Here is a 21,096-nt window from a genome sequence, read left to right on the forward strand (position 1 = left end):
TCACCTGACCGCTACGGCAGCGGGCCGTACAGCGGCGGCGACACGCGCGCGTCCGTCGCCTGCTCGAACGCGTACGCGAGTCCGAGCAGCGGACCCTCCGCGAAGTCGCGGCCGAGCCACTCGAGGTTGACGTTGCCCGCCCCTGCGACCCAGCCCATGGGCACGGTCACGGCCGGAAGGCCGGTGTTCGGGCTCAGACGCATGTTGGTGCCGATGGTCCCGTAGGGAGTGCCGCTCGGGTAGACGATCGTGTCGAGATCCAGATCGTTCATCAGCTGCGTGACCAGCGTCTTGCCGGCGGCGAGCTGCACCGTGTGCGTGCCCGTCGGGCCCGCCCACGCCTCATACGCCTCGGCGGTGACCGCCGCGCGCTGCCCGTACGGGTTGCTCGCGCGCCCCGGGACGATGTTCGTCGACTGGCTGATCTGGAGCAGGCTCCGGGCGGTCACATCGGCATCGAGGTACGCGTCGATGTAGATCTGCAGGTCGTGGTTGAACTCCGGGCCGCTGCCGCTGCCCTCGTTGAGGATCGCACTCCACCCGGTCGGCGGAGCCACCTCGACCACGGTCGCGCCCTGGGCCTCGAGGAGCGCCCGCGTCTGCTGCCAGAGCGCCAGCGTTGCGGCGTTCGTGCCCAGCATCGCCGGGACGAATCCGATCCGCGCGCCCGCGAGCGCGTCCGCGTCGAGGAACGTCGCGTACGACTCCGGCACGAGACCCGCCTGGTTCTGCGTGATCGGATCGGCCGGGTCGACGCCGACGACGGCGTCGAGTGCCACGGCGGCATCCAGCACCGAACGGGCCATCGGGCCGCCGGTGTCCTGCGAGAGCGCGAGGGGCACGATGCCGTCACGGCTCGCGAGCCCCACGGTCGGGCGCACGCCCACGAGCGCGTTGTACGTCGACGGCACGCGGATCGAGCCGCCGGTGTCGGTGCCGAAGCCGATCGCGGCGAGGTTCGCCGAGATCGAGGCGCCGGTGCCGCCGCTCGACCCGCCGGCCGGCCGCGAGGTCGACAGCGGGCTCGCCACCGGCAGCGCGCTGCCCGGCGTCTGGAACGCCGAGAACGACGACGACAGGTTGATGGCGAACTCGTCCATGCTGGCCTTGGCGAGGATGACGGCACCATCGGCGCGGAGGCCCTCGACCATCGCGGCATCCGTCGTCGTCTGGTTGTCGTTCCAGCACCCGCATCCGGCGGTGGTGGGCATGTCGACGGTGTTGTAGTTGTCCTTCACCGCGATCGGCACGCCGAGCAGCATGCTCGTCATCCCGCTCTCGGCGCGCGCGGCATCGGCCACGGCTGCCGCGGCGAGCGCCGTCTCTTCGCCGACCGTGATGATCGAGTTGAGCGGGCGTCCGCCGGTGGCCGGGTCGACCGTCACGCGGTCGTACGCGGCGATGCGGTCGATGTACTGCTGCGTGATCTCGACCGAGGTCACCACGCCCGCGTTCATCGCCGCCTGCATGTCGACGACGCTCGCCTCGACGATCTCGAAGGGGCCGTCGTCGTAGATGATCCGGCTCGAGAGATCGGCGAGATCGTCGACCTCGATCGCGCCGTCGGCGTCGAAGTCGAGGTGCGAGACGGCCGGCCACGATGCTGCGGACGAGGTCGTGCCGAAGGCATCGGCGAGCACCGCGAGGTCGGCCTGCGTGACCTGCAGGTCGCCGGTCTGGTCGAGCTCGGTGAAGTGCGGGGCGAGGAAGGCCTCTCCGGCGATCTCGCCGGGTACCTGGTTCGCCCATCCACGGTGCCGGTTCTCGGCCGCCTTCGACGCGGCGTGCCGCTTGCCGGGAAGGCCGGTGAGGGCGACGGATGCCGCGGCGGCATCGGTCAGCTCGGTCGACTCCAGCTCGGAGCCGACGAGCGTCGCCGACGAGAGCGTGATCGACGCCTTGCCGCCGTCGATCGCCAGGAACGAGAGCGCACCGAGTTCGACGTCGCCCGCAAGGCCCGGGGAGGAGCCCAGGCGCGTGTCGGTGACGACGACCGTGCCGTCGCCGCCGGACTGCACCGAGAATCCGCCGTCGGGGCTCGTCGACGAGTTCGCGACGAACTTCAGGAGCTTCGGGTCGTACGTGAACTCGAGCGAGTACGCGTAGAGATCGGTGATGCCCGAGGCGGATGCCGTCAACTCGACGGTCTGTCCTTCGGTCGCCGCGGCGGCGACGTCGATCGTGATCGCAGCGGTCGGAGGAGCCGCGAGGGCGGCGGGAGCGACGAGGGCAGAGCCGCCGACGACCGCGAGAGGCGTGAGGAGGAGGGCGGCGACGCGCACAGGTGTGCGCCGCATGCGTCCTCGGGTGGTTTCCGTCATAGTGTGCAGTCCTTACTGGGGTGTGATGGGACTCTGCTGCTCCGCCCGACGGGGACCGCGCGGAATGTCAGCAAGGGCAACAATTGCCGACGCAGGTTTCGAGGAGTCGCGCGTGTGTTTCGCCTCGGTTTCGGATGCCGACGCGCGCCGTCGCCGAGGGGGGTGGACATCCGCCGCCGGCAGGACGATGATCGGGGCCATGGACGAGCAGGGTCTGCTCGCCATGACGACGGTCGGTGTTGGCTGCGGGGACCAGCCGACGGCCATCACGGCGTTCCAGGCCGCACGGAACGGGGGTCGATCGTCGCGCCCGGCGCCATCCGCCTCCGATCCGCACACTGCCGCGCCCGCCGATCAAGGAAGGGAAAGGGACCATGCCCAAGGCATCGAAGAGCAGCGCATCGCAGAATGTGGAACTGGAGGGATACGAGGGTCATCTGGAGAACCTCGAGGGTGGCTACACGGTGGCTTTCGAGACGTACACGGCAGACGCCGACCTGGCCGCATTCTTCACCGGGCTGCCGAACAGCCAGTGCCAGTCCGCCCATTGGGGCTACGTCGTGAGCGGGAAGGTGACGTTCAAGACCGGCTCCGGCGACGAGACGTTCACGACCGGAGACGCCTACTACGTCCCACCGGGTCACACGCCCGTGCTCTATGCGGGCACCGAGGTCGTCGAGTTCAGCCCCACCGAGCAGCTCGAGCGGACGATCGCCGTCGTCAGCAGGAACATGGAGGCTGCAGGCTGAGCCGTACGCGACTCGCGAACCCTGCGCCATGCGAGATGTAGAGAATCGGCATCCTGTTCCGTCTCACACGTGAACGCGGCCAGAATGGGCGCGTCGGAGAGAAGGAGAGACCGATGGCGAAGTACCTGCTGCTCAAGCACTACCGGGGTGGGAAGACTCCCACGAACGACGTGCCGTCCGACGAGTGGACGCCCGAGGAGTGGGAAGCCCACATGGCGTACATGATCGACTTCGAGCGCCGCCTCATCGCGTCGGGCGAGTTCGTCGCGAGCGAGGCGCTGGCGATGGACGGCGTGTGGGTGCGCTACGACGGCGAGGGGCGCCCGCCCGTCACCGACGGCCCGTTCGCCGAGACGAAGGATCTCGTCGCCGGGTGGATGCTGTTCGACGTCGACTCGTACGATCGCGCGCTCGCCGTCGCCGCCGAGCTGTCGGCCGCGCCGGCAGCCGGGGGGAAGCCGCTCGGGGAATGGCTCGAACTGCGCCCGGTCATGGAGCCCACTCCCGCGATCACCGAGTGAGACCTCGAGCACGATGGACACGACCGGCCTGCGCGAGCTGATCCCGCAGGCGGTCGACGTCCTGGTCCGGCGCGGGGCGGATTTCGCGTCAGCCGAGGACGCCGTGCAGTCCGCCCTCCTCACCGCGCTCGAGAAGTGGCCCGAGGATCCGCCCCGCGAGCCGAAGGCCTGGCTCATCACGGTCGCGTGGCGGCGGTTCATCGACCAGACCCGCAGCGACGCCGCACGGTCTTCGCGTGAGGAGCGCGACGCACTCGAGCCCGAGCCGGGCGCCGTCCCGGCGCGCGACGACAGTCTGTGGCTGTACTTCCTGTGCGCGCACCCGTCGCTGTCGACCGCATCCGCGATCGCCCTCACGCTCCGTGTCGTCGCCGGCCTCACCACCCGGCAGATCGCCGACGCGTACCTCGTGCCCGAGGCCACGATGGCGCAGCGGATCACGCGCGCGAAGCAGCGCATCGCGGGGGTGCGGCTCGACGAGCCGGGCGACGGCGCGACCGTGCTGCGGGTGCTCTATCTGCTGTTCAACGAGGGCTACTCGGGCGACATCGATCTGGCGTCCGAGGCGATCCGGGTGACGCGGAAGCTCGCGGCCCTGGGGAACGAACCCGAGGCGCGAGGACTCCTCGCGCTGATGCTGCTGCACCACGGCCGTCGTCGTGCGCGGTTCGACCAAGCGGGTCGCCTGGTGCCGCTCTCGCGACAGGATCGGTCGCTGTGGGACACGGCCGCGATCGCCGAGGGCATCGAGATCCTGCAGGTGGCGCTCGGCGAGGATCGCCTCGGCGAGTACCAGGCGCAGGCCGCGATCGCGGCCCTCCACGCCGATGCGCCGAGCGCGGCCGAGACCGACTGGCCGCAGATCGTGGAGTGGTACGACGAACTCGTCGCCCTGACCCCGTCGCCGATCGTGCGGCTCAATCGCGCGGTCGCGCTGGGCGAGGCGATCGGTCCCGCCGCGGGTCTGGCCGCGCTCGCGGAGCTCGACCCCGACCTCCCTCGGTTCGCAGCGGTCTCCGCCTACCTGCACGAGCGGGCGTGCGACCCGCGGCGAGCGGCCGTCGAGTATGCGGATGCCGCGCGGCGGGCGACGAACGAGGCGGAACGCGCCCACCTCACGCGCGAGGCCGCGCGGCTCGGCGCTGCCGTGGAGAAGGGGTGACGCCACGCCTTCGCCTCTGGGGATGCCGTGCCGAGCGGCATCCCCAGAGGCGCTCCGGCGGGAGTGGGGTCGCCCGCACCGGGCGGTCCCGCCGAGGTCTTGCGAGCGGTGCCGTCAGGCGGCCGCCACCGGGCGTCTGCGTGCTCCGGTCGCCACGAGCACGGCGATGCCGGCAGCGGCGAGCACTATCGGGCCCCAGAGTCCCAGGCCCTCGGGGCCACTCAGGCCGCTGGCCGCGATCCACACGATCGCGCCGACGACCGACACGAGGCCGAGGGCGGCGAGTGCGCGGCCGGCGACGCCGCTTGTCAGACGCACGACCTCGATCGCGGCGCCGATGACAGTGGCGATGCCGACGATCATGACCCACGGCACCCAGATGAGCATGGCAGGAATCGCCGCACCGAACACGATGAGGCATGCGGCGGTGCGCGGCAGGAACTGCCGCAGGACGATGCCCGCGACGAGGGCGGCGACGGTGACCCCGACCTGGCCCCGCTGAAGGTCGCGATCGCCGAAGATCAGCGCGACGACCCCGAGGCCGGCGAGCACTGCGGCGCCGAGCACCCACCACCAGCGTGCCGCGATGTGTCCGAGAGTGTTCATGGTCAGAGCCTTCCTGTCGGCCCGCTGACCCCGCATCGCCAGGCGTTGTGCGCGTACCCACGTGAGGTCGGCAGGGATGCCGGCCATCACTCTGCCCGCGATCGACAGCGCCGCCGTCGCCGGCGCCGCTCCTCGCTCGCGCGCGTCGGCCCGCTGCTCCCACACGTCGGAGGCGATCTCGGCGCGTCGGCGCTCGGCCGCCTCCGCACCCACCCACGCGGTGTAGCCGCGAACCCACCGGCAGGTCAGCGCCTCGGCCAGAGCCGCCGCGTCCTGCCCGCCGCCCTGAGCCGGCGCGTGGCCGCTCATGGCGTCTCCCACGCGGCGCGGCCCACTGGGGCGGCCCGCCGCGAATCCTGTCGATGCTGCGCGAGCGCCAGCTGGGCGCTGCCCGTCACGGTGTACAGCCGCCGACGCGGCCGCCCCTCGGCGGTCGCCGCGTCGGCATCCTCCCAATCGCTCTCGAGCAGCCCTGCCGTCTCGAGTCGGGCGAGCGCCTTGTAGAGCGTGCCGTGCGCGGTGAGGGGTCCGGCGGCCTCGCCGTCGGCCATCACCTTCGCGATCCCGAAGCCGTGGAAGCGGTCTTCGCCCGCCTGCCGCAGCCGCAGTGCGGCGTCGATGATCGCCGCCTCGAGAGGGAGGAGAGTGCCGGGCCGCCGTCGCATGGTCACACTATAGGCAGATATCTTCCTATAAGCAAGAATCCTGCATGCGAGCCTTCAGGCGGCGATCGCCTCGCGTCGGATGAGTTCGCCGATCGCATCCCCGTAGCCGGTGATCATGGTCTCGCGCCCGAGCCGCCTGCGCGCTCCGACGGCCGCCCGCCGTAGACCGCTTCGACCGGCGAGCACCCGCTCCCACGCCTGCGAGACAGCCGTCGCATCGTGGGGCGTGACGAACCCGATGCCGTCGACGATCGCTGCCGCGTCGCCCACATCGGTGGTCACCGGCGTGGCACCGCACGCCGCGCCCTCGATGAGGCACAGCGGCGACGCCTCTCCGAACGCACTGGTGAGCGCGACGATGTCTGCGATGCCGTACACGGCAGGCATGTCGTCACGAACACCGAGCGCGTGCAGGTTCTCCGCCCGGCGGATTCCCGAGGCGTGAACGAGATGCCGGAACCGGTCGTTGTCCATCGTCATTCCCGCCCCGCATGCGACGTAGTGGGTGTCGGGTTGACGGAGCGAGTGCTCGGCGACCGCTCGCAGGAACAACTCGGGATTCTTCATATCGTCGAACCGCGCCGCGTACACCACCACCGGAGCACGCTGCGGAATGCCGAGACTTCGGCGCATCGCGACCTTCTCGGCGCGCGTGCCGGGTCGGAACCGCGCGGTGTCGATGCCGTTCGGGATGACGAGCCGTCGCGTGGATGGTGCAACGGCGCGCGCGTATGCCTCGCTCGTCGACCGCGCACACGAGATCGTGGCCGTGACGAGCCCGGTGTGGGCGGCTTCCGCCAGCCAGTCCAGCGCGGGTCCGGAATGGTCGGGGTCCGAGCGATGAAGGCACGCGGCGACCGGGATGTCGGGCATGAGTCCGTGGTCACGCAGAGCCAGGAGCAGTCCCAACGGCTGCTCCTTCAGGGAGAGGATGACGTCTGCCCTACGGACCGCGTCGGCTGCGAGCAGGAGTTCGAACTCGGTGAAGCTCGATCGCGCCGGAGGGACCCCCGTGGCGGTGCGGCCCAGCGTCGACACGCCGATGCCGGCATCCACGAGCCTCTGGTAGCGGGGATCGTCGCCCATCAGCTGGCGTGTCGACTCCCGGTGCGCCTCGGCCGCGATGGACAGCACGCTGTGGCGCTGCGTCGAGGTCGCGTGCAGCCCGGCGACGACATCCGTGTGGAGGATTCGCGCACCTCCCGCGAAGAAGCCCTCGTAGAGCGAAAGAACCCGGATCGTTTCGGTCAAAGCTTCACCTCTCGGACGCGGTGCCGGATGCCGGCGACGGTGCCGAGTTCAGACAATGCTGAAGCGGACGCGCTCCGATGTCGATGAACCGCGCGTGTGCAGTGTATGAACTGCTGACAGCGGCGCCAGCCGACCGTTACGATTCACCCGTCACCCGAACGATGGAGGATTGCGTGGCAGAAAAGGGAATCGACGAAGACGGCGCGTTCCGCGAGATCGTCGATCGTCTTGTCGCGAAGTACCCCGAGGTGGATGCTGCGCGCATCGCCCAGATCGTCGGAGACGTCCGCGACGAGATGTCCTCAGCCAAAGTGCGCGACTTCGTCGCCGTCCTCGCCGAGCGGGAGGCGAAGAAGCGCATCAAGAAGGAGCGACCCTGACCCGGATTTCCGGTCCGTTCTTGTTGAGCCTGTACCCTTGGCGCCCTGCCCACCGGCCGCGATCGCGGCCCTCTGACGCGGCGAAGTGAAGAGGATCCACCATGGCGAAGACACCCAAGGCCGTGAAGTCGGCGAACGCCGCGGTCAGCGCGGCAGCGGACGCGGCGAAAGACGCCAAGAAGCTGAGCAAATCGCTGCCGAAAAAGGCCGCCAAGAAGCTCCGTGACGTCGCTGCCGACGCGAAGGACGTCGCGAACGTCTCGAAGAAGAAGATCGAGCGCAGCCCGCGCAAGGTCGAGAAGAAGGCGATCGCTGCGATCGGACGCCTCGAGAAGACCTCCGACAAGATCGAGGCGAAGCTCGCCGCAGAGAAGGCCGCCGCGAAGAAGGCTGCGGCGAAGAAGGCGGCCAAGAAGTCGGCCACCCAGAAGGCCGCGAAGCCCGCACCGACCCCCATCACCACGGTCGTCGCCGAGCCGGCACCGGAGGCGCCCGTCGTCGCCGAGCCTGCACCCGCCGCCCCCGCGGTTGTCGCCGAGACGGCGGAGCCCGCCCCGAGCACCGATCTCGCGTCGCTGACGGTCGCCCAGCTGCGCGAGCGCGCGCGCGCCGAGGGGCGCACCGGCTTCTCGCGGCACACCAAAGCTCAGCTCGTCGACCTGCTCTCCTCCTGACTCGCCTCGTGCAGGAGTATCTCGACCGCTCGTCTGCGGCCACCGAGCGGCGGACGCTGATCGACATCCTCCGCGAGTCCGCTCGGCGCTATCCCGAGGCCTCCGCACTCGAGGATGCCGCGGGGGCGTTGAGCTACGCGGAGCTGCTCGCCCGGGTTTGGCGAACCGCGGCGCGGCTCGTGGATCAGGGTGTGCGGCGCGGGGATCGCGTCGGGGTGCGGATGCCGTCGGGCGACCGTGAACTGTATCTCGCGATCCTCGGGATCCTCGCCGCCGGCGCCGCCTACGTCCCGGTCGACGCGGACGACCCGCAGGAGCGCGCCGACCTCGTCTTCGGCGAAGCCGGGGTGCGGGGCGTCGTGACGGCAGGAGGCGTCTATCGAGCCCGCCACGATGCGGACAGCGCCGGCGACACCGACCGCCTGTTCGCGGGTGCGGATCCTCATCCCAGCTCGAGCGCGATCGTCACGGTGCCGCCGCCCGGCGCCGACGATGACGCGTGGATCATCTTCACCTCGGGTTCGACCGGCGTGCCGAAGGGCGTGGCGGTCACCCACCGGTCGGCTGCCGCCTTCGTCGACGCAGAGGCGCGGCTGTTCCTCACGTCGGCTCCGCTCGGACCCGGCGATCGCGTGCTCGCCGGCCTGTCGGTCGCGTTCGACGCCTCGTGCGAGGAGATGTGGCTGGCGTGGGGACACGGAGCATGCCTCGTCCCGGCGCCCAGGGCCCTGGTGCGCTCCGGCGAAGACCTGGGCCCGTGGCTGCTCGGACACGGGATCACGGTCGTCTCGACGGTTCCGACGCTGGCAGCGCTGTGGCCCCAGGACGCGATCGAGAACGTGCGGCTGCTGATCTTCGGCGGTGAGGCGTGCCCTCCCGAGCTCGTGTCCCGCCTCGTCTCCGAGGGTCGTGAGGTGTGGAACACGTACGGCCCGACAGAGGCCACCGTCGTCGCGTGCGCGGCTCTGCTCGACGGCGCCGGGGCCGTGCGCATCGGCCTGCCGCTGGACGGCTGGGCGCTCGCCGTCGTCGACGTCGACGGCAACCGGGTCGCCGACGGCGAGGTCGGCGAGCTCATCATCGGCGGGGTCGGCCTCGCCCGATATCTGGATCCGGCGAAGGATGCCGAGAAGTACGCTCCGATGCCCTCCCTGGGCTGGGACCGCGCCTACCGATCGGGCGATCTCGTGCGCGCGGATTCCGCCGGCCTGCTCTTCCAGGGCCGCGCCGACGATCAGGTCAAAGTAGGCGGTCGCCGCATCGAACTCGGCGAGGTCGAGTCCGCGCTGCAGTCGCTCAGCGCCGTCTCTGCCGCGACGGTCGTCGTTCAGCGATCCGAGGGTGGCGTGGCACTCCTCGTCGGCTATGTGGTCCCCACCGAGGGCTTCGATCGCCAGGCGGCGCGTGCCGAGCTCGCCGAAACGCTCCCCGCTCCGCTCATCCCCCTCCTGGCCGTCATGGACGAGCTGCCGGTGCGAACGTCGGGCAAGGTCGACAAGGCAGCGCTCCCCTGGCCGCTGACCGACACGGGCGCTTCGGATTCGCCCCTCTCGGGCACCGCCGCGTGGCTCGCCGAGCAGTGGGTCGCCGTCCTCGGCATCCGCCCGTCGGACGAAGACGCCGACTTCTTCCAGCTCGGGGGCGGATCGCTCGCGGCCGCCCAACTCGTCTCCCGGATCCGTTCACGGGCGCCGGAGTTCACGATGGCCGACGTCTACGATCTCCCGCGCCTGCGGCAGATGGCCGAAGCTGTTGAGGACGACCTCGCGCCCGAAGGCGAGACGGCGACCTTCAGCACCCCTCGACCGACACCGCGGATCATGCAGTGGGTCCAGAGCATCGCCGGAGTGCCGCTGTTCGTCCTCACCGGCCTCCGCTGGACGTTCTGGCTCCTCACGGCGAGCTGGCTGCTCCAGCTCGTCCCCGGGTTCGAGTTCCTTCCCTCCGCGCCCGGATGGGTCATCCTCGTCGGACTGCTGGTGTTCGCGACGCCCCTCGGCCGGATGGCCGTGTCGGCAGCGCTGGCCCGCCTGCTGCTGCTCAACCTCGCTCCGGGCGACTACCCGCGCGGCGGGGGTGTGCACCTGCGGCTCTGGCTCGCCGAGCAGGTCGCCCATCAGATCGATCCGGTGGGGCTCGCCGGCGCACCGTGGGTGAGCTACTACGCGCGAGCGCTCGGAGCGAAGATCGGCCCGAACGTCGACCTGCACGCGCTCCCGCCCGTCACGGGCATGCTCGACATCGCCGAAGGCGCTGCGATCGAGCCCGAGGTCGACCTCTCCGGTTACTGGATCGACGGCGACACCGTCCGCATCGGCGGCATCCGGATCGGCGCGGGCGCCACGATCGGCGCCCGCAGCACGCTCGCACCCGGCACCAAGATCGGCCGCGGCGCCGAGATCGCCCCAGGATCGGCCGTCTTCGGCAGAGTCCGCGCCGGCCAGCGCTGGGCGGGGTCCCCCGCCGTGCGGGTCGGCGGCACCTCCAGTCCGCTCGCACCCGAGCGCCCTCCGGCGCCGCGACGGTGGCTGTGGGTCTACGGCGCCTCTTCGGCGATCCTCGGGATCCTCCCGTTCATCGCGTTCGCCGTCGGCGGGCTGATCATCGCGCAGGGTGTCCGTGGTTCGGCATCCCTGTCCGACGCGATCCCCGAGACGCTCCTGTGGCTCGTGCCGGCGACCCTCGCGGCCGGCCTCACCTTCGCCGGTTCCGTCCTCGTCCTCACCCGGCTCCTCTCGATCGGGCTGGCCGAGGGCGTACACCCCGTCCGCGGTCGCGTCGCCTGGCAGGCCTGGACCGTCGAGCGGCTGCTGGACTCCGCCCGAACCCTGCTGTTCCCGCTCTATTCGAGCCTGTTCACCCCGGTCTGGCTGCGGATGCTCGGAGCGAAGGTCGGCCACGATGTCGAAGCATCCACCGTCTTGCTGCTGCCGTCGATGACGACGATCGACGACGGCGCCTTCCTCGCGGACGACACGATGGTCGCGACCTACGAACTGAAGGGCGGGTGGATGCGGCTCGCCCACGCCCGCATCGGCAAGCGGGCCTTCCTCGGCAACTCGGGAATGGCCGGGCCCGGGCACCGGGTGCCGCGCGACGGCCTCGTCGCCGTCCTGTCGGTCGCGCCCGAGAAGTCCAAGCCCGGCTCGTCGTGGCTCGGATCCCCGGCGGTGCGTCTGCGACGCGTCGTCAACGACTCCGATCTCGAGCGCACCTATCGGCCACGCTCGGGCCTTCGCGTCGCCCGCGCACTGTGGGAGATGTGCCGCATCCTCCCCGTCTTCATCACGTGCGCGCTCGGCCTCACCGTGTTCTTCGCGCTGAGCGCGATGATCGAGCACCTGGGGCTCGCGCTGTCGATCGTCCTCTCGGGGGTCGTCATCATGCTCGCGGGCGCTGTCGCCGCCGCCATCACCACGATCGCGAAGTGGACGTTCGTCGGCCGCATCCGCGCGGGCGAGCATCCCCTGTGGTCGAGCTTCGTCTGGCGCACCGAGGTGTCCGACACCTTCACCGAGATGCTCGCCGCCCCGTGGTTCGCCAACGCCGCCGCGGGGACGCCCGCACTTGCGATGTGGCTTCGCACCCTTGGGGCGAAGATCGGTCGCGGCGTCTGGACCGACAGCTACTGGCTCCCCGAGCCCGATCTCGTCACGCTCGGCGACGGCTCGACCGTGAACCGCGGATGTGTGGTTCAGACGCATCTGTTCCATGATCGAGTCATGAGCACCGACACCGTGACGCTCGAGGCCGGCGCGACGCTCGGACCCCACAGCGTCATCCTTCCCGCCGCGACCATCGGTGCGAACGCGACGGTGGGTCCGGCATCCCTCGTGATGCGCGGCGAAGCCGTGCCCGTCGGCAGCAGATGGAGCGGCAACCCGATCGGCCCGTGGCGGGCGGTCACCGTGCGCGCCTATCAGTCGGCCGACACGTGAGCGGCGACCCCTACATCGCCCAGAGCGGCGACGCGAGCATGAGCGTCGAGCACTACGACCTCACGCTCGACTACAAGGTCACGACCAACCGGCTGAGCGGCGTCGCCGCGATTCGCGGCCGTGCGATCACCGCCACGCGATCGCTGTCGTTCGACCTCGTCGGTGTGCGAGCGACCAAAGTGCGCGTCGCGGGCGACCGTGCGGCATCGTTCCACCAGAGCGACCGCAAGCTGCGCGTCACTCTGGGAGCACCGCTGTCGGCGGGCGACGCGTTCGAGATCACCGTCGTCTACGCCGGTGCGCCGCGTCCGCGCCGATCTCGGTGGGGAACCATCGGGTGGGAGGAACTCGAAGACGGCGTGCTGGTCGCAGCGCAGCCGACCGGCGCCCCCACCTGGTTCCCCTGCAACGACCTGCCCGCCGACAAGGCGACGTACCGAATCGAGTTCACGACGGATTCGGCGTACACGGTCGTGGCCGGAGGCCGCACCTCGCGCTCGACGCGCGGCGGCAAGACCACGTGGATCTTCGAGCGGGGCGAACCCACACCCACGTACCTCGTCACCCTGCAGGTCGGCCGCTACACGAGCGAGCCGTTGGCGCTCGGTGCGACGCGAGGTCACCTCCACTATCCGCCGCCGCTCGCGGCGCGCGTGCATGCGGACTTCGATGATCTGCCGCGCATGATGGCCGTCTTCGAGGAGGCCTTCGGGCCGTACCCTCTGCCCGACTATTCCGTCGTCGTGACGGCCGATGTTCTCGAGATCCCCCTCGAGGCACAGGGCATGGGCATCTTCGGCGCCAATCACGCCGACGGCGCCGGCGGCTCGGAGCGCCTCATCGCCCACGAACTCGCCCACCAGTGGTTCGGCAACAGCGTCGGCGTGAGGCTGTGGCGCGACATCTGGCTGAACGAGGGCTTCGCCTGCTATGCCGAGTGGATCTGGTCGGAGCGCTCCGGCGGCGCGAGCGCACACGCGAAGGCAATCGCACATCACGCCCGCCTCGCGGCGCTCCCCCAGGACATCGTGATCGGCGACCCCGGACCCGATCTCATGTTCGACGACCGGGTCTACAAGCGCGGCGCGTTGACGCTGCACGCGCTGCGCTTGACCGTCGGCGATGCCGCGTTCTTCGCCGTGCTCCGTGAATGGTCGGCCAGGTTCCGTGCCTCGACGGCGACGACCCCCGATCTCCAGGCGCTCGCTGCTGAGATCACGGGGATGCCGCTGGCGGGGCTCTGGGAGGCGTGGCTCGACCGCCGACCACTTCCCGGGCTTCCCCCGGTGCGCGGCGCGGGGTCAGCCGTCGAGCCGGCGGTCGTCACCGCACCGGTGCCGTGGACGGAATCACCGCCGTACTGAGGACGTACCCCGCGGGGCCTGCTACGAGCGCCGCTTCGACCGCTTCTGCGCGTCCGGGCAGCCACAGGGCGTGCCCGTCGGGCAGAACCGAAGACGACTTCTCGCCCATCCGGATCTCGGCCATCGGCATCCGCACACCGCGGCCGTCCGCCTTCATCGCCGCCTCCATCAGCGTCCACCCGCCGAGATCCGGCGGCGGCGCGGGCGCGAAGAGCGGGGCGAGTACATCGAGGGGACCGGATGCCGCGTCCCCTCGCTCGATGTCGACCCCGACCGCCCCGGCTGCATCGAGGCTGACCGCGGCGGCCACCACGAGATCGCCGGTGTAGCTGACGCTCACCGCGACCGGCACGCCGACGACCCGCGGCCGACCGTGGTCGCCGCCGCACACCTCGCACACGCTCGTGAGGGCGACCCCGTCGATCGGCGCGAACTCGGCGAGCAGACGGACGAGCAGCAGTCGTCCGGCGGCGAACCGAGCCGCGCGGGCGGGATCGAGACCTGCGTGCCGTGCTCGCTGCGATGCGCCGAGCCGGGCGACCGCGGCGATCGCCTCGGGATGAGCGGCAGCTGCATCCGTCCAGGCGATCCGCACGGGCCCGCAGGACGCCTGCTCGACGGTCATCCCCTCAGACTATTCAGCCGATCTCGCCCGACTCCACCGTCTCGGCGAGCGCGTGAACGCGCGGAAGGTGGTGCGCGCCGTAGAAGTCCGCAGCGGTCAGTCGCGCGGCATCCGCCGCGGCGGCCGTCTCGTGAGAGAGCACCGCGACCACGGCGAGCGCGTGCATCCAGCCGCCGGCGAGGGTCCCGAGCAGCATGAGATACGGAACGCTCACGGCATACGCGTCACGCGGTGACCCGTCGAAGCCGAGCACCGCGGCGGTCGCGCGGCGGGCGGCCTCGACGGACCGCTCGAGGCGGTCGGCTGTCCGCGCCGCGACCGCGTCATCGAAGGCGCGGAGCGCCTCGACTGTGCCGCCGATCATTCCGAGCAACTCGGTGACCGTCGCACCGCCGTCGCGGAGCACCTTGCGACCGACGAGGTCGTTGGACTGGATGGCGGTCGTGCCCTCGTAGATCGTGGTGATGCGGACATCGCGGTAGTGCTGCGCGGCGCCGGTCTCTTCGACGAAGCCCATGCCGCCGAAGACCTGCAGTGCGTCGCTCGTGAGCTCGATCGCATCCTCGGTGGTCCAGCCCTTGAGGATGGGGACGAAGAACTCCGCGAGCTTTGCGAGCGAAGGGTCGGCATCCGCCCGATCGAGCAGGTCGCCGACATACACGCCGAGGGCGCGCATCGCGAAGATCTTGCTCGAGGTCGACAGCAGGAGGCGCCGCACGTCGGGGTGCGCGGCGATCGTGGTGCCTGCGGGGCGATCCAGCACGCCGCCCTGCAGGCGGCCCGCAGCGTACGTCGCCGCGTGCTGGTACGCGCGATCGGCGATGCCGGTGGCCTGGAAGCCCATGCCGGCGCGGGCGGAGTTCATCATGACGAACATGCCGGCGAGTCCGCCGCCGACCTCGCCCACGAGGTAGCCGGTGGCGTCTTCATACGCGAGGACGCACGTGGGGCTGCCGTGGATTCCGAGCTTGTGCTCGATCGCGACCGTCGTGATGGCATTCTGTCCACCGAGCGAGCCGTCTGCGTTCACGAGCACCTTCGGGGCGACGAACAGCGAGAGACCCTTCGCACCCTCCGGAGCACCCGGCGTGCGCGCGAGCACGAGGTGCACGATGTTCTCGGCGATGTCGTGGTCACCCCACGTGATGAAGATCTTCTGGCCGCGGATCGCCCAGCTGCCGTCGTCACGCGGTGTCGCCATCGATCGGATCGCACCGAGATCGGTGCCCGCCTCGGGCTCGGTGAGGTTCATCGTGCCGGTCCACTCGCCCGAGACGAGCTTGGTGAGGTACGTCTCGCGGATCTCATCGGATGCCGCGGCATCGAGCGCATGGATCTGGCCGGCCGTCAGCAGCCAGCAGAGGGCGAACGCGGCGTTCGACGCGTTCCAGATCTCGCCGAGCCCCGCACGCACCGCGCCCGGCAGGCCGTCGCCGCCGGCCGAGACGGGCGCCTCGGCGGTGACCCAGCCGGCATCCACGAACGCGCGGTATGCCTCGGCGAACCCCGCCGGCAGGCGCACCTGACCGTCTTCGAGGCGCGCACCCACGCGGTCGCCCAGCGCCTCGAGGGGGGCGATGACGGATGCCGCGAACTCACCCGCCCCGGCGATGATGTCGGTCGCGTCCTCGGCGGTCAGCTCTCCGCTGGTCGCCCGGGCGACCAGGTCGACGCCGAACGCGTCCGCGAAGAGGAACGCGTAGTCGTCGACGGGCGGCGTGTACGAGGATGCGTCGGCCATGACGGACTCCTTGGTGCTCAGCGATTGGAACTGAGGATCAGTATACGCGGTACTGAGTCTCAAGCCCGGTGTCTCTACACGTCTGCTGTCTCGCGGGCGCGGAGATCCTTGCGCAGGATCTTGCCGGCCGCCGACTTGGGGATGACGTCGATGAACTCGACGCGACGCACCTTCTTGTGCGGGGCGACGCTCGCTGCGACGAACGCGATGACCTCCTCGGCCGTGAGGCCGGAGCCCGGGGAAGCCACGACGAACGCCTTCGGAATCTCCTGGCGATCCTCATCGAGCACGCCGATGACCGCGGCATCCATCACCTTCGGGTGGCCGAGCAGGAGCGCCTCGAGCTCTGCGGGCGCGATCTGGTATCCCTTGTACTTGATGAGCTCCTTCACCCGATCGACGATCGTGAAGTAGCCGCCCGCGTGATACACCCCGACGTCGCCGGTGTGGAGGAACCCGTCTTCGTCGAGGGTCTCGGCGGTGGCGTCGGGCTTGTCGAGATACCCGAGCATGACGTTGGGGCCCGAGACCCAGATCTCGCCCGGACGCGTGCGGCCCTCGGCATCCAGCTCGGTGATCTCCTCTCCCGTCTCGGTGTCGACGAGCTTGCAGAGCTGGTTCGGCAGCATCGCTCCCACCGAGCTCGCGGGCATGTCGTCGCGGTCATGGGGCACCGCGTGAGAGACGGGGCTCAGCTCGGTCATGCCGTAGCCCTGCAGCATGCGGGCGTTGATCCGGCGCCCCGCGAGCTCGGCCGTCTCGCCGTCGAGTGGCGCCGCCCCGGAGAAGACCGTGTGGACGCTCGAGATGTCGAAGTCGTCGACGATCGGATGCTTCGCCAGCGCAACCGCTATCGGCGGCGCGATGTACAGGTACGTGCACTGATGGGTCTGGATGTTCGTCAGGAAGTCGACCAGATCGAACCGGGGCATCGTCACGAGGCTCGCCCGCTGGCGCAGCGCGAGGTTGAGCAGCACCGTCATGCCGTAGATGTGGAAGAACGGCAGCACGGCCAGCACGCGATCGGTGCTGCGCAGATCGATGTTGGCGCGGCACTGCTGGACGTTCGCGACGAGGTTGCGGTGCGAGAGCATGACGCCCTTGGGGATTCCGGTGGTTCCCGACGAATAGGGCAGCACGGCGACGTGCACGGCCGGATCGAAGGAGACGTCGGGGGCAGGCGCCCGCTCGGCGAGCAGCTCGCCGAGGCTCGGGTGGCCGGGGGCGCCGTCGAGCACGATCACACGCCCATGCGGGATGCCGAGGGCCTCGGCCGCGGCCGAGGCCTGAGGCAGCAGCAGACTCACCGTAGCGAGCCACGTGGCTCCGGCGTCTCGAAGCTGCTTCTCGATCTCACCCGCTGTGTAGAGCGAGTTGAGGGTTGTGACCGTCGCCCCTGCCCGAAGCGCACCGTGGAACACGGTCGCGAACGCGGGGATGTTGGGACACAGCAGTCCGATCACGGTGGGCCGTGCGTCCGCACCGCCCGGTCCGACGCCACGGGCGGCGAGCGCCCCCGCGAACGCATCGATCTGCGCCCGCAGGGCTCCGTAGGTCGTTTCGGTGCCGGATGCCGGGTCGATGAGCGCGATGCGCTGCAGGTCGTCGTCAGACAGGCTGCCGAACAGGTAGTCGTAGACGCTCAGCGCCGGGATGTCGACGTCGGGGAAGGGGCTTCGGAACACGGCGATCTCCTTTGATCTGATGGTCGAGAAGATTACGTGACGCTCTTGATCGGCAGCACCGACAGTGCGCCGAGAACACCGAAGACGATGGCCGCGATGAACAGCGCGGAGTAGTTCTCCCCGCTTCCGCCGATCGCGAGCAGCGGGATCGCGATCACTGGCACCAGCACCTGCGGCAGCTGGTACGACAGCGAGACGATGCCGAGGTCCTTTCCGGCCTCGTCGAACGTCGGCAGCACCTCGGTCATCATCGCGATGTCGACCGAGACGAACGCCCCCTGAGCGGCACCGACGAGAGCCATCGCGATCAGGAAGACCGTGAGGTCCGGTGCGACCGCTGCGATCGTGAGTCCACCGGCCGACAGCAGCGCCGAGATCCACACGATCGCCTTGCGGCGCCCGGTGCGGTCGGAGATCCAGCCGAAGACGATGGTGGTCACGATGCTCATGAGCGTGAACGCGATGAGGACTGCGGCGTAGACACCCGACGCGTCCTCCTTCGGCACGCCGAGACGGTCGATGATGAAGAAGAGCAGATAGATCGAGACGGTGACGATCGACATGGTCACGAGCAGCCGGCACGCCCACGCCCAGAAGAAGTCGCGGTACTTCACCGGGTTCAGCCAGTAGGTCGACAGCACGTCCGCCCACCGCCACGGTGCGGGGCGGTCGGTGCGGACGATGTCGTGCAGGCGGAAGTAGAGAAGGGCGCTGAACAGCGTCCCGATGACGCCCGGAACGATGAACCACGTCCATTGGGCATCGTTGGGCAGCGCCGCGACGATCAGCGACCCGGCGATGAGCGCCACAGCGCTCGCAGCGCTCGCCGCTGCGGAGACCCGCGCCCGGATGCCCTTGCGGACCTGGTCGGCGAGCAGGGCATGCACGGCCGCGTTCGTCGCGCCGTACCCGGTCTGCACGATCGCCCAGCCGACGATGACCAGCCAGAGTTCCGTCGAGAACGCGAGCACCACGACGCCCGCCATGCCGGCCAGCGCTCCGCCGAGGATCCACGGGCGGCGCTTGCCGAGTCTCGACATGGTGCGATCGCTGAGGCGCCCGAACAGGGGCGTGATGACCATCACGACGACTCCGCCGACGGCCGCGACGATCGAGAAGTTCATCGCCTTCGAGTCGTCGTCGACGAAGGCGAACACCTTGGGAATCGAGGCGCCGGCGAGGGTGCTGACCACGAGGCTCAGCCCGAACCACGCGGCGACGAAGGCGAAGAGGAACCCGCGCGGCTGCGGCGAGCCGGGGATGACATCGGGGCCGACGGCCCCGATCGGGTCAAGGGTGGTCTGGGACATCATCGTCTCCTGGGGTCGGGGTTCAGCCGGCGAGCCGGGCGGTTCGGGTGTCGTATGCGCGGGCGAGATGGCCCGCATGCAGCTCCTGCCATTCGCGCGCGCCGTCGAAGCTCGCGGTGAGCCCGGGCGTGCCGTGGAGGTGCCCGGCGCCGATGTAAAGCTCGACCGGCACGCCCGCGTGCCGCAGGCGCTCGGCGTACTGCACGCCCGAGTCGCGCAGCGGATCATGCTCGGCCGCCATGATGAGCGTCGACGGCAGCCCCCCGAGATCGACCACGTCGAGCGGCGAGATGTTCGCATCGGCGGGGCCAGCGGGGCCGGTGTAAAGCGCCACGATCTGCTCGAGCTGATCGAGCCCGAATCCGATCGCGTAGTCCACGGCGGACTCCCCCACCCGCCGCATGGCGAGCGGTGGCACCTCGAGGTCGACATGGCAGAGGCTCGGGCCTTCGGCATCCCGCAGGCGAAGCGCCGTGCTGGCTGCGATCGCGGCTCCGGCAGAGTTGCCGCCGATCCCGAGGCGCTCGGGGTCAACGCCGAACCGCTCGGCCTCGTCGATCAAGGCCTCGAGGGCGGCCACCGCATCGAGCACCGGAGCCGGATACGGATGCTCGGGGGCCAGGCGATACTCGAGCGAGAACACCTGCACACCGCTGTCGAGCGCACGCCGTGCGCACAGCCTGTCGTTGAGGACCTCGTCGATCGTCCCCGCGTAGAAACCGCCGCCGTGCAGCCAGAGCTGCGAGGGCACGAGTCCGTCGGCGGCCCTCGGCCGGTAGCGCCGCATCCGCAGCGAACCACCCGGACCGGCGATCTCCATGTCGTCGATCTCGATGCCGTCGGGGATCGGCAGCGTGAAGTCGACGGCGAGCCGGTCGGAGAGCTCGCGCGCCGCGATCCGCTGCACGGCCGGGTCTGGGTCGGCGATGCCGGGGATGGCGGGCGCGAGCTGCTCGAGGCGGGCGATCCAGCTGTGGATCCCCGGGTCGAGATCGAGGTCTGTGAGAACGGTCATCGAGCTGCGACCTCCGGGTAGGCGACGGGTTCGTCGTGGAGTGTGCGGAGCGTCGCCACGAGGTCGCGGTGGAGGTGGTCCGCCGCAGGCACATGGCCGCGGTAGCTGCCGGAGCCGTGGTTCTGTCCGATCAGGCGGAGGCAGGTGACGGGCACGCCCGCCTCGCTCAGCGCGCGAGCGTAGGCCTCGCCGTCACCGCGCAGGGCATCGAGTTCGGCGGTGTAGATGACCGCGGGCGGCATTCCGCGCAGCGACGGTGCGAGCAGCGGCGAGGCGTACGGTTCGCGCCTGACCGCCTTGCCGGGCCCGAGGTACTGGCCGACGATCATCTGCGCGAGGCGCCGGAACAGGGCCTTCGGAACCAGGGAGGCCTGGGCGTCGAGGTCGAGGTGTCCGGCGGTCATGTCGAGCAGTGGCATCTCGAGCACTTGCAGTCGCACCGGCCGGTTGGACCGATCGAGGTTCATCAGCGCGGTCGCCGCGGCGAGGTTTCCACCCGCGGAGCCGCCGCCGACGGCCAGACGCTCCGGGTCGCCGCCGATTTCGCGGGCGTGGGTCGCCGCCCACTCGAACACCGCCCAGCACTGCTCAGGCTGCGCCGGGTAGGTCACCTCAGGAGCGTGCGAGTACTCACCCGCGACGAGGATGATCCCCGCGTCGCGAGCCCGCTCCCGGAACGTCGCATCCCACCAGACCCAGTCGATGCCGGCGATCTCGAAGCCGCCGCCGAAGAAGTAGACGAGGATCGGAAGGCCGGCCGCCGTCACCGGATCGGGTCGCTCCTCGGTCGGCCAGTAGACGCGCAGACGCGCATCGGGGTGCCCCGGCACCGGAATCGTGTGCTCTTCGGTCGCGGCGGGGATCGGCGTGATGCCGAGCTCCGTCGTCATCACGACGTCGAAGGCCTCGGCCTTGCGGCGTCGCTCCTGCGCGGTCTTGCCCTGCGGCTCCTGGAGCGGAGCGAGCCGCTTCTCAACGGCGGTGACGAATGCGTCGACCCGCGCCTTCTTGAAACTCATGCTTGACGACCTCCTTTGGTCTCGGGATCATTGTGAGGGCATCGAAGCACTTCGATGAAGAACTTTTTTC

General features: G+C 70.2%; 17 protein-coding genes. 7 read left to right on the forward strand and 10 right to left on the reverse strand.

Annotated features, from left to right (window positions below; translation table 11 throughout):
* Nucleotides 1-11: 11 nt before the first annotated feature.
* Nucleotides 12-2,321: an amidase family protein gene (locus FFS15_RS09455; protein WP_171013144.1), complete on the reverse strand. Its 2,310-nt coding sequence runs from the start codon at nt 2,319-2,321 to the stop codon at nt 12-14.
* A 374-nt stretch (nt 2,322-2,695) separates the two neighbouring features.
* Here FFS15_RS09455 and FFS15_RS09460 point away from each other — a divergent pair, with 374 nt between their 5' ends.
* The 3 genes from FFS15_RS09460 (at nt 2,696) to FFS15_RS09470 (ending at nt 4,753) form a co-directional block, all read left to right on the forward strand.
* Nucleotides 2,696-3,070: a cupin domain-containing protein gene (locus FFS15_RS09460; RefSeq protein WP_137844775.1), complete on the forward strand. Its 375-nt coding sequence runs from the start codon at nt 2,696-2,698 to the stop codon at nt 3,068-3,070.
* Between the two features lie 113 nt (nt 3,071-3,183).
* On the forward strand, nt 3,184-3,591 hold the full coding sequence (locus FFS15_RS09465) for a YciI family protein (protein WP_137844776.1): 408 nt from the start codon (nt 3,184-3,186) through the stop codon (nt 3,589-3,591).
* Nucleotides 3,592-3,604: 13 nt separating this feature from the next.
* Nucleotides 3,605-4,753 (forward strand): DUF6596 domain-containing protein, encoded by a 1,149-nt coding sequence (locus tag FFS15_RS09470; protein ID WP_137844777.1) that lies wholly within the window; start codon nt 3,605-3,607, stop codon nt 4,751-4,753.
* Between the two features lie 114 nt (nt 4,754-4,867).
* On the opposite strand, the gene FFS15_RS09475 is transcribed toward FFS15_RS09470, so the two are convergent.
* From FFS15_RS09475 to FFS15_RS09485, 3 genes are read right to left on the reverse strand one after another with little or no spacing between them, the layout of a single operon-like run.
* Nucleotides 4,868-5,668, reverse strand: coding sequence for a hypothetical protein (locus FFS15_RS09475; protein ID WP_137844778.1), 801 nt, complete (start codon nt 5,666-5,668; stop codon nt 4,868-4,870).
* On the reverse strand, nt 5,665-6,024 hold the full coding sequence (locus FFS15_RS09480) for a helix-turn-helix transcriptional regulator (protein ID WP_137844779.1): 360 nt from the start codon (nt 6,022-6,024) through the stop codon (nt 5,665-5,667). Before FFS15_RS09480 ends, FFS15_RS09475 begins: the two co-directional genes overlap by 4 nt.
* A gap of 54 nt (nt 6,025-6,078) precedes the next feature.
* Complete coding sequence (locus tag FFS15_RS09485) at nt 6,079-7,275, reverse strand: glycosyltransferase (RefSeq protein ID WP_137844780.1); 1,197 nt, start codon at nt 7,273-7,275, stop codon at nt 6,079-6,081.
* Nucleotides 7,276-7,448: 173 nt separating this feature from the next.
* Here FFS15_RS09485 and FFS15_RS09490 point away from each other — a divergent pair, with 173 nt between their 5' ends.
* The 4 genes from FFS15_RS09490 (at nt 7,449) to FFS15_RS09505 (ending at nt 13,631) form a co-directional block, all read left to right on the forward strand.
* Complete coding sequence (locus tag FFS15_RS09490) at nt 7,449-7,655, forward strand: hypothetical protein (RefSeq protein ID WP_137844781.1); 207 nt, start codon at nt 7,449-7,451, stop codon at nt 7,653-7,655.
* Nucleotides 7,656-7,756: 101 nt separating this feature from the next.
* Nucleotides 7,757-8,329 (forward strand): hypothetical protein, encoded by a 573-nt coding sequence (locus FFS15_RS09495; protein ID WP_137844782.1) that lies wholly within the window; start codon nt 7,757-7,759, stop codon nt 8,327-8,329.
* A gap of 8 nt (nt 8,330-8,337) precedes the next feature.
* Nucleotides 8,338-12,267, forward strand: coding sequence for a Pls/PosA family non-ribosomal peptide synthetase (locus FFS15_RS09500; RefSeq protein WP_249353900.1), 3,930 nt, complete (start codon nt 8,338-8,340; stop codon nt 12,265-12,267).
* Entirely contained in the window at nt 12,264-13,631 is a 1,368-nt protein-coding gene (locus tag FFS15_RS09505) for a M1 family metallopeptidase (protein ID WP_249353902.1), read from the forward strand. The genes FFS15_RS09500 and FFS15_RS09505 overlap by 4 nt, the downstream gene beginning before the upstream one ends.
* Here the strand turns inward: FFS15_RS09505 and FFS15_RS09510 are convergent.
* The 6 genes from FFS15_RS09510 to FFS15_RS09535 all read right to left on the reverse strand — a co-directional run bounded on the left by FFS15_RS09510 (nt 13,591) and on the right by FFS15_RS09535 (nt 21,026).
* Complete coding sequence (locus FFS15_RS09510; protein WP_137844785.1) at nt 13,591-14,256, reverse strand: hypothetical protein; 666 nt, start codon at nt 14,254-14,256, stop codon at nt 13,591-13,593. The genes FFS15_RS09505 and FFS15_RS09510 overlap by 41 nt on opposite strands.
* A gap of 13 nt (nt 14,257-14,269) precedes the next feature.
* Nucleotides 14,270-15,997: an acyl-CoA dehydrogenase gene (locus FFS15_RS09515; RefSeq protein WP_137844786.1), complete on the reverse strand. Its 1,728-nt coding sequence runs from the start codon at nt 15,995-15,997 to the stop codon at nt 14,270-14,272.
* Nucleotides 15,998-16,071: 74 nt separating this feature from the next.
* A complete protein-coding gene (locus tag FFS15_RS09520) occupies nt 16,072-17,682 on the reverse strand; it encodes an AMP-binding protein (RefSeq protein WP_137844787.1) in 1,611 nt (536 codons plus the stop codon).
* A 32-nt stretch (nt 17,683-17,714) separates the two neighbouring features.
* Nucleotides 17,715-18,992, reverse strand: coding sequence for an MFS transporter (locus FFS15_RS09525; protein ID WP_171013145.1), 1,278 nt, complete (start codon nt 18,990-18,992; stop codon nt 17,715-17,717).
* A 22-nt stretch (nt 18,993-19,014) separates the two neighbouring features.
* A complete protein-coding gene (locus FFS15_RS09530; RefSeq protein WP_137844789.1) occupies nt 19,015-20,007 on the reverse strand; it encodes an alpha/beta hydrolase fold domain-containing protein in 993 nt (330 codons plus the stop codon).
* Complete coding sequence (locus FFS15_RS09535) at nt 20,004-21,026, reverse strand: alpha/beta hydrolase (protein WP_249353904.1); 1,023 nt, start codon at nt 21,024-21,026, stop codon at nt 20,004-20,006. The genes FFS15_RS09530 and FFS15_RS09535 overlap by 4 nt, the downstream gene beginning before the upstream one ends.
* Nucleotides 21,027-21,096: the final 70 nt, after the last annotated feature.

Origin of the sequence: Microbacterium sp. 2FI (assembly GCF_005502885.1) — a bacterium.
Taxonomy (GTDB): Bacteria; Actinomycetota; Actinomycetes; order Actinomycetales; family Microbacteriaceae; genus Microbacterium.

Bases quoted from the DNA above. Each gene is read 5' to 3' on its own strand.
- FFS15_RS09455 (WP_171013144.1), bottom strand. From the start codon at position 2,321: ATGACGGAAACCACCCGAGGACGCATGCGGCGCACACCTGTGCGCGTC.
- FFS15_RS09460 (WP_137844775.1), top strand. From the start codon at position 2,696: ATGCCCAAGGCATCGAAGAGCAGCGCATCGCAGAATGTGGAACTGGAG.
- FFS15_RS09465 (WP_137844776.1), top strand. From the start codon at position 3,184: ATGGCGAAGTACCTGCTGCTCAAGCACTACCGGGGTGGGAAGACTCCC.
- FFS15_RS09470 (WP_137844777.1), top strand. From the start codon at position 3,605: ATGGACACGACCGGCCTGCGCGAGCTGATCCCGCAGGCGGTCGACGTC.
- FFS15_RS09475 (WP_137844778.1), bottom strand. From the start codon at position 5,668: ATGAGCGGCCACGCGCCGGCTCAGGGCGGCGGGCAGGACGCGGCGGCT.
- FFS15_RS09480 (WP_137844779.1), bottom strand. From the start codon at position 6,024: ATGCGACGGCGGCCCGGCACTCTCCTCCCTCTCGAGGCGGCGATCATC.
- FFS15_RS09495 (WP_137844782.1), top strand. From the start codon at position 7,757: ATGGCGAAGACACCCAAGGCCGTGAAGTCGGCGAACGCCGCGGTCAGC.
- FFS15_RS09510 (WP_137844785.1), bottom strand. From the start codon at position 14,256: ATGACCGTCGAGCAGGCGTCCTGCGGGCCCGTGCGGATCGCCTGGACG.
- FFS15_RS09515 (WP_137844786.1), bottom strand. From the start codon at position 15,997: ATGGCCGACGCATCCTCGTACACGCCGCCCGTCGACGACTACGCGTTC.
- FFS15_RS09525 (WP_171013145.1), bottom strand. From the start codon at position 18,992: ATGTCCCAGACCACCCTTGACCCGATCGGGGCCGTCGGCCCCGATGTC.
- FFS15_RS09530 (WP_137844789.1), bottom strand. From the start codon at position 20,007: ATGACCGTTCTCACAGACCTCGATCTCGACCCGGGGATCCACAGCTGG.
- FFS15_RS09535 (WP_249353904.1), bottom strand. From the start codon at position 21,026: ATGAGTTTCAAGAAGGCGCGGGTCGACGCATTCGTCACCGCCGTTGAG.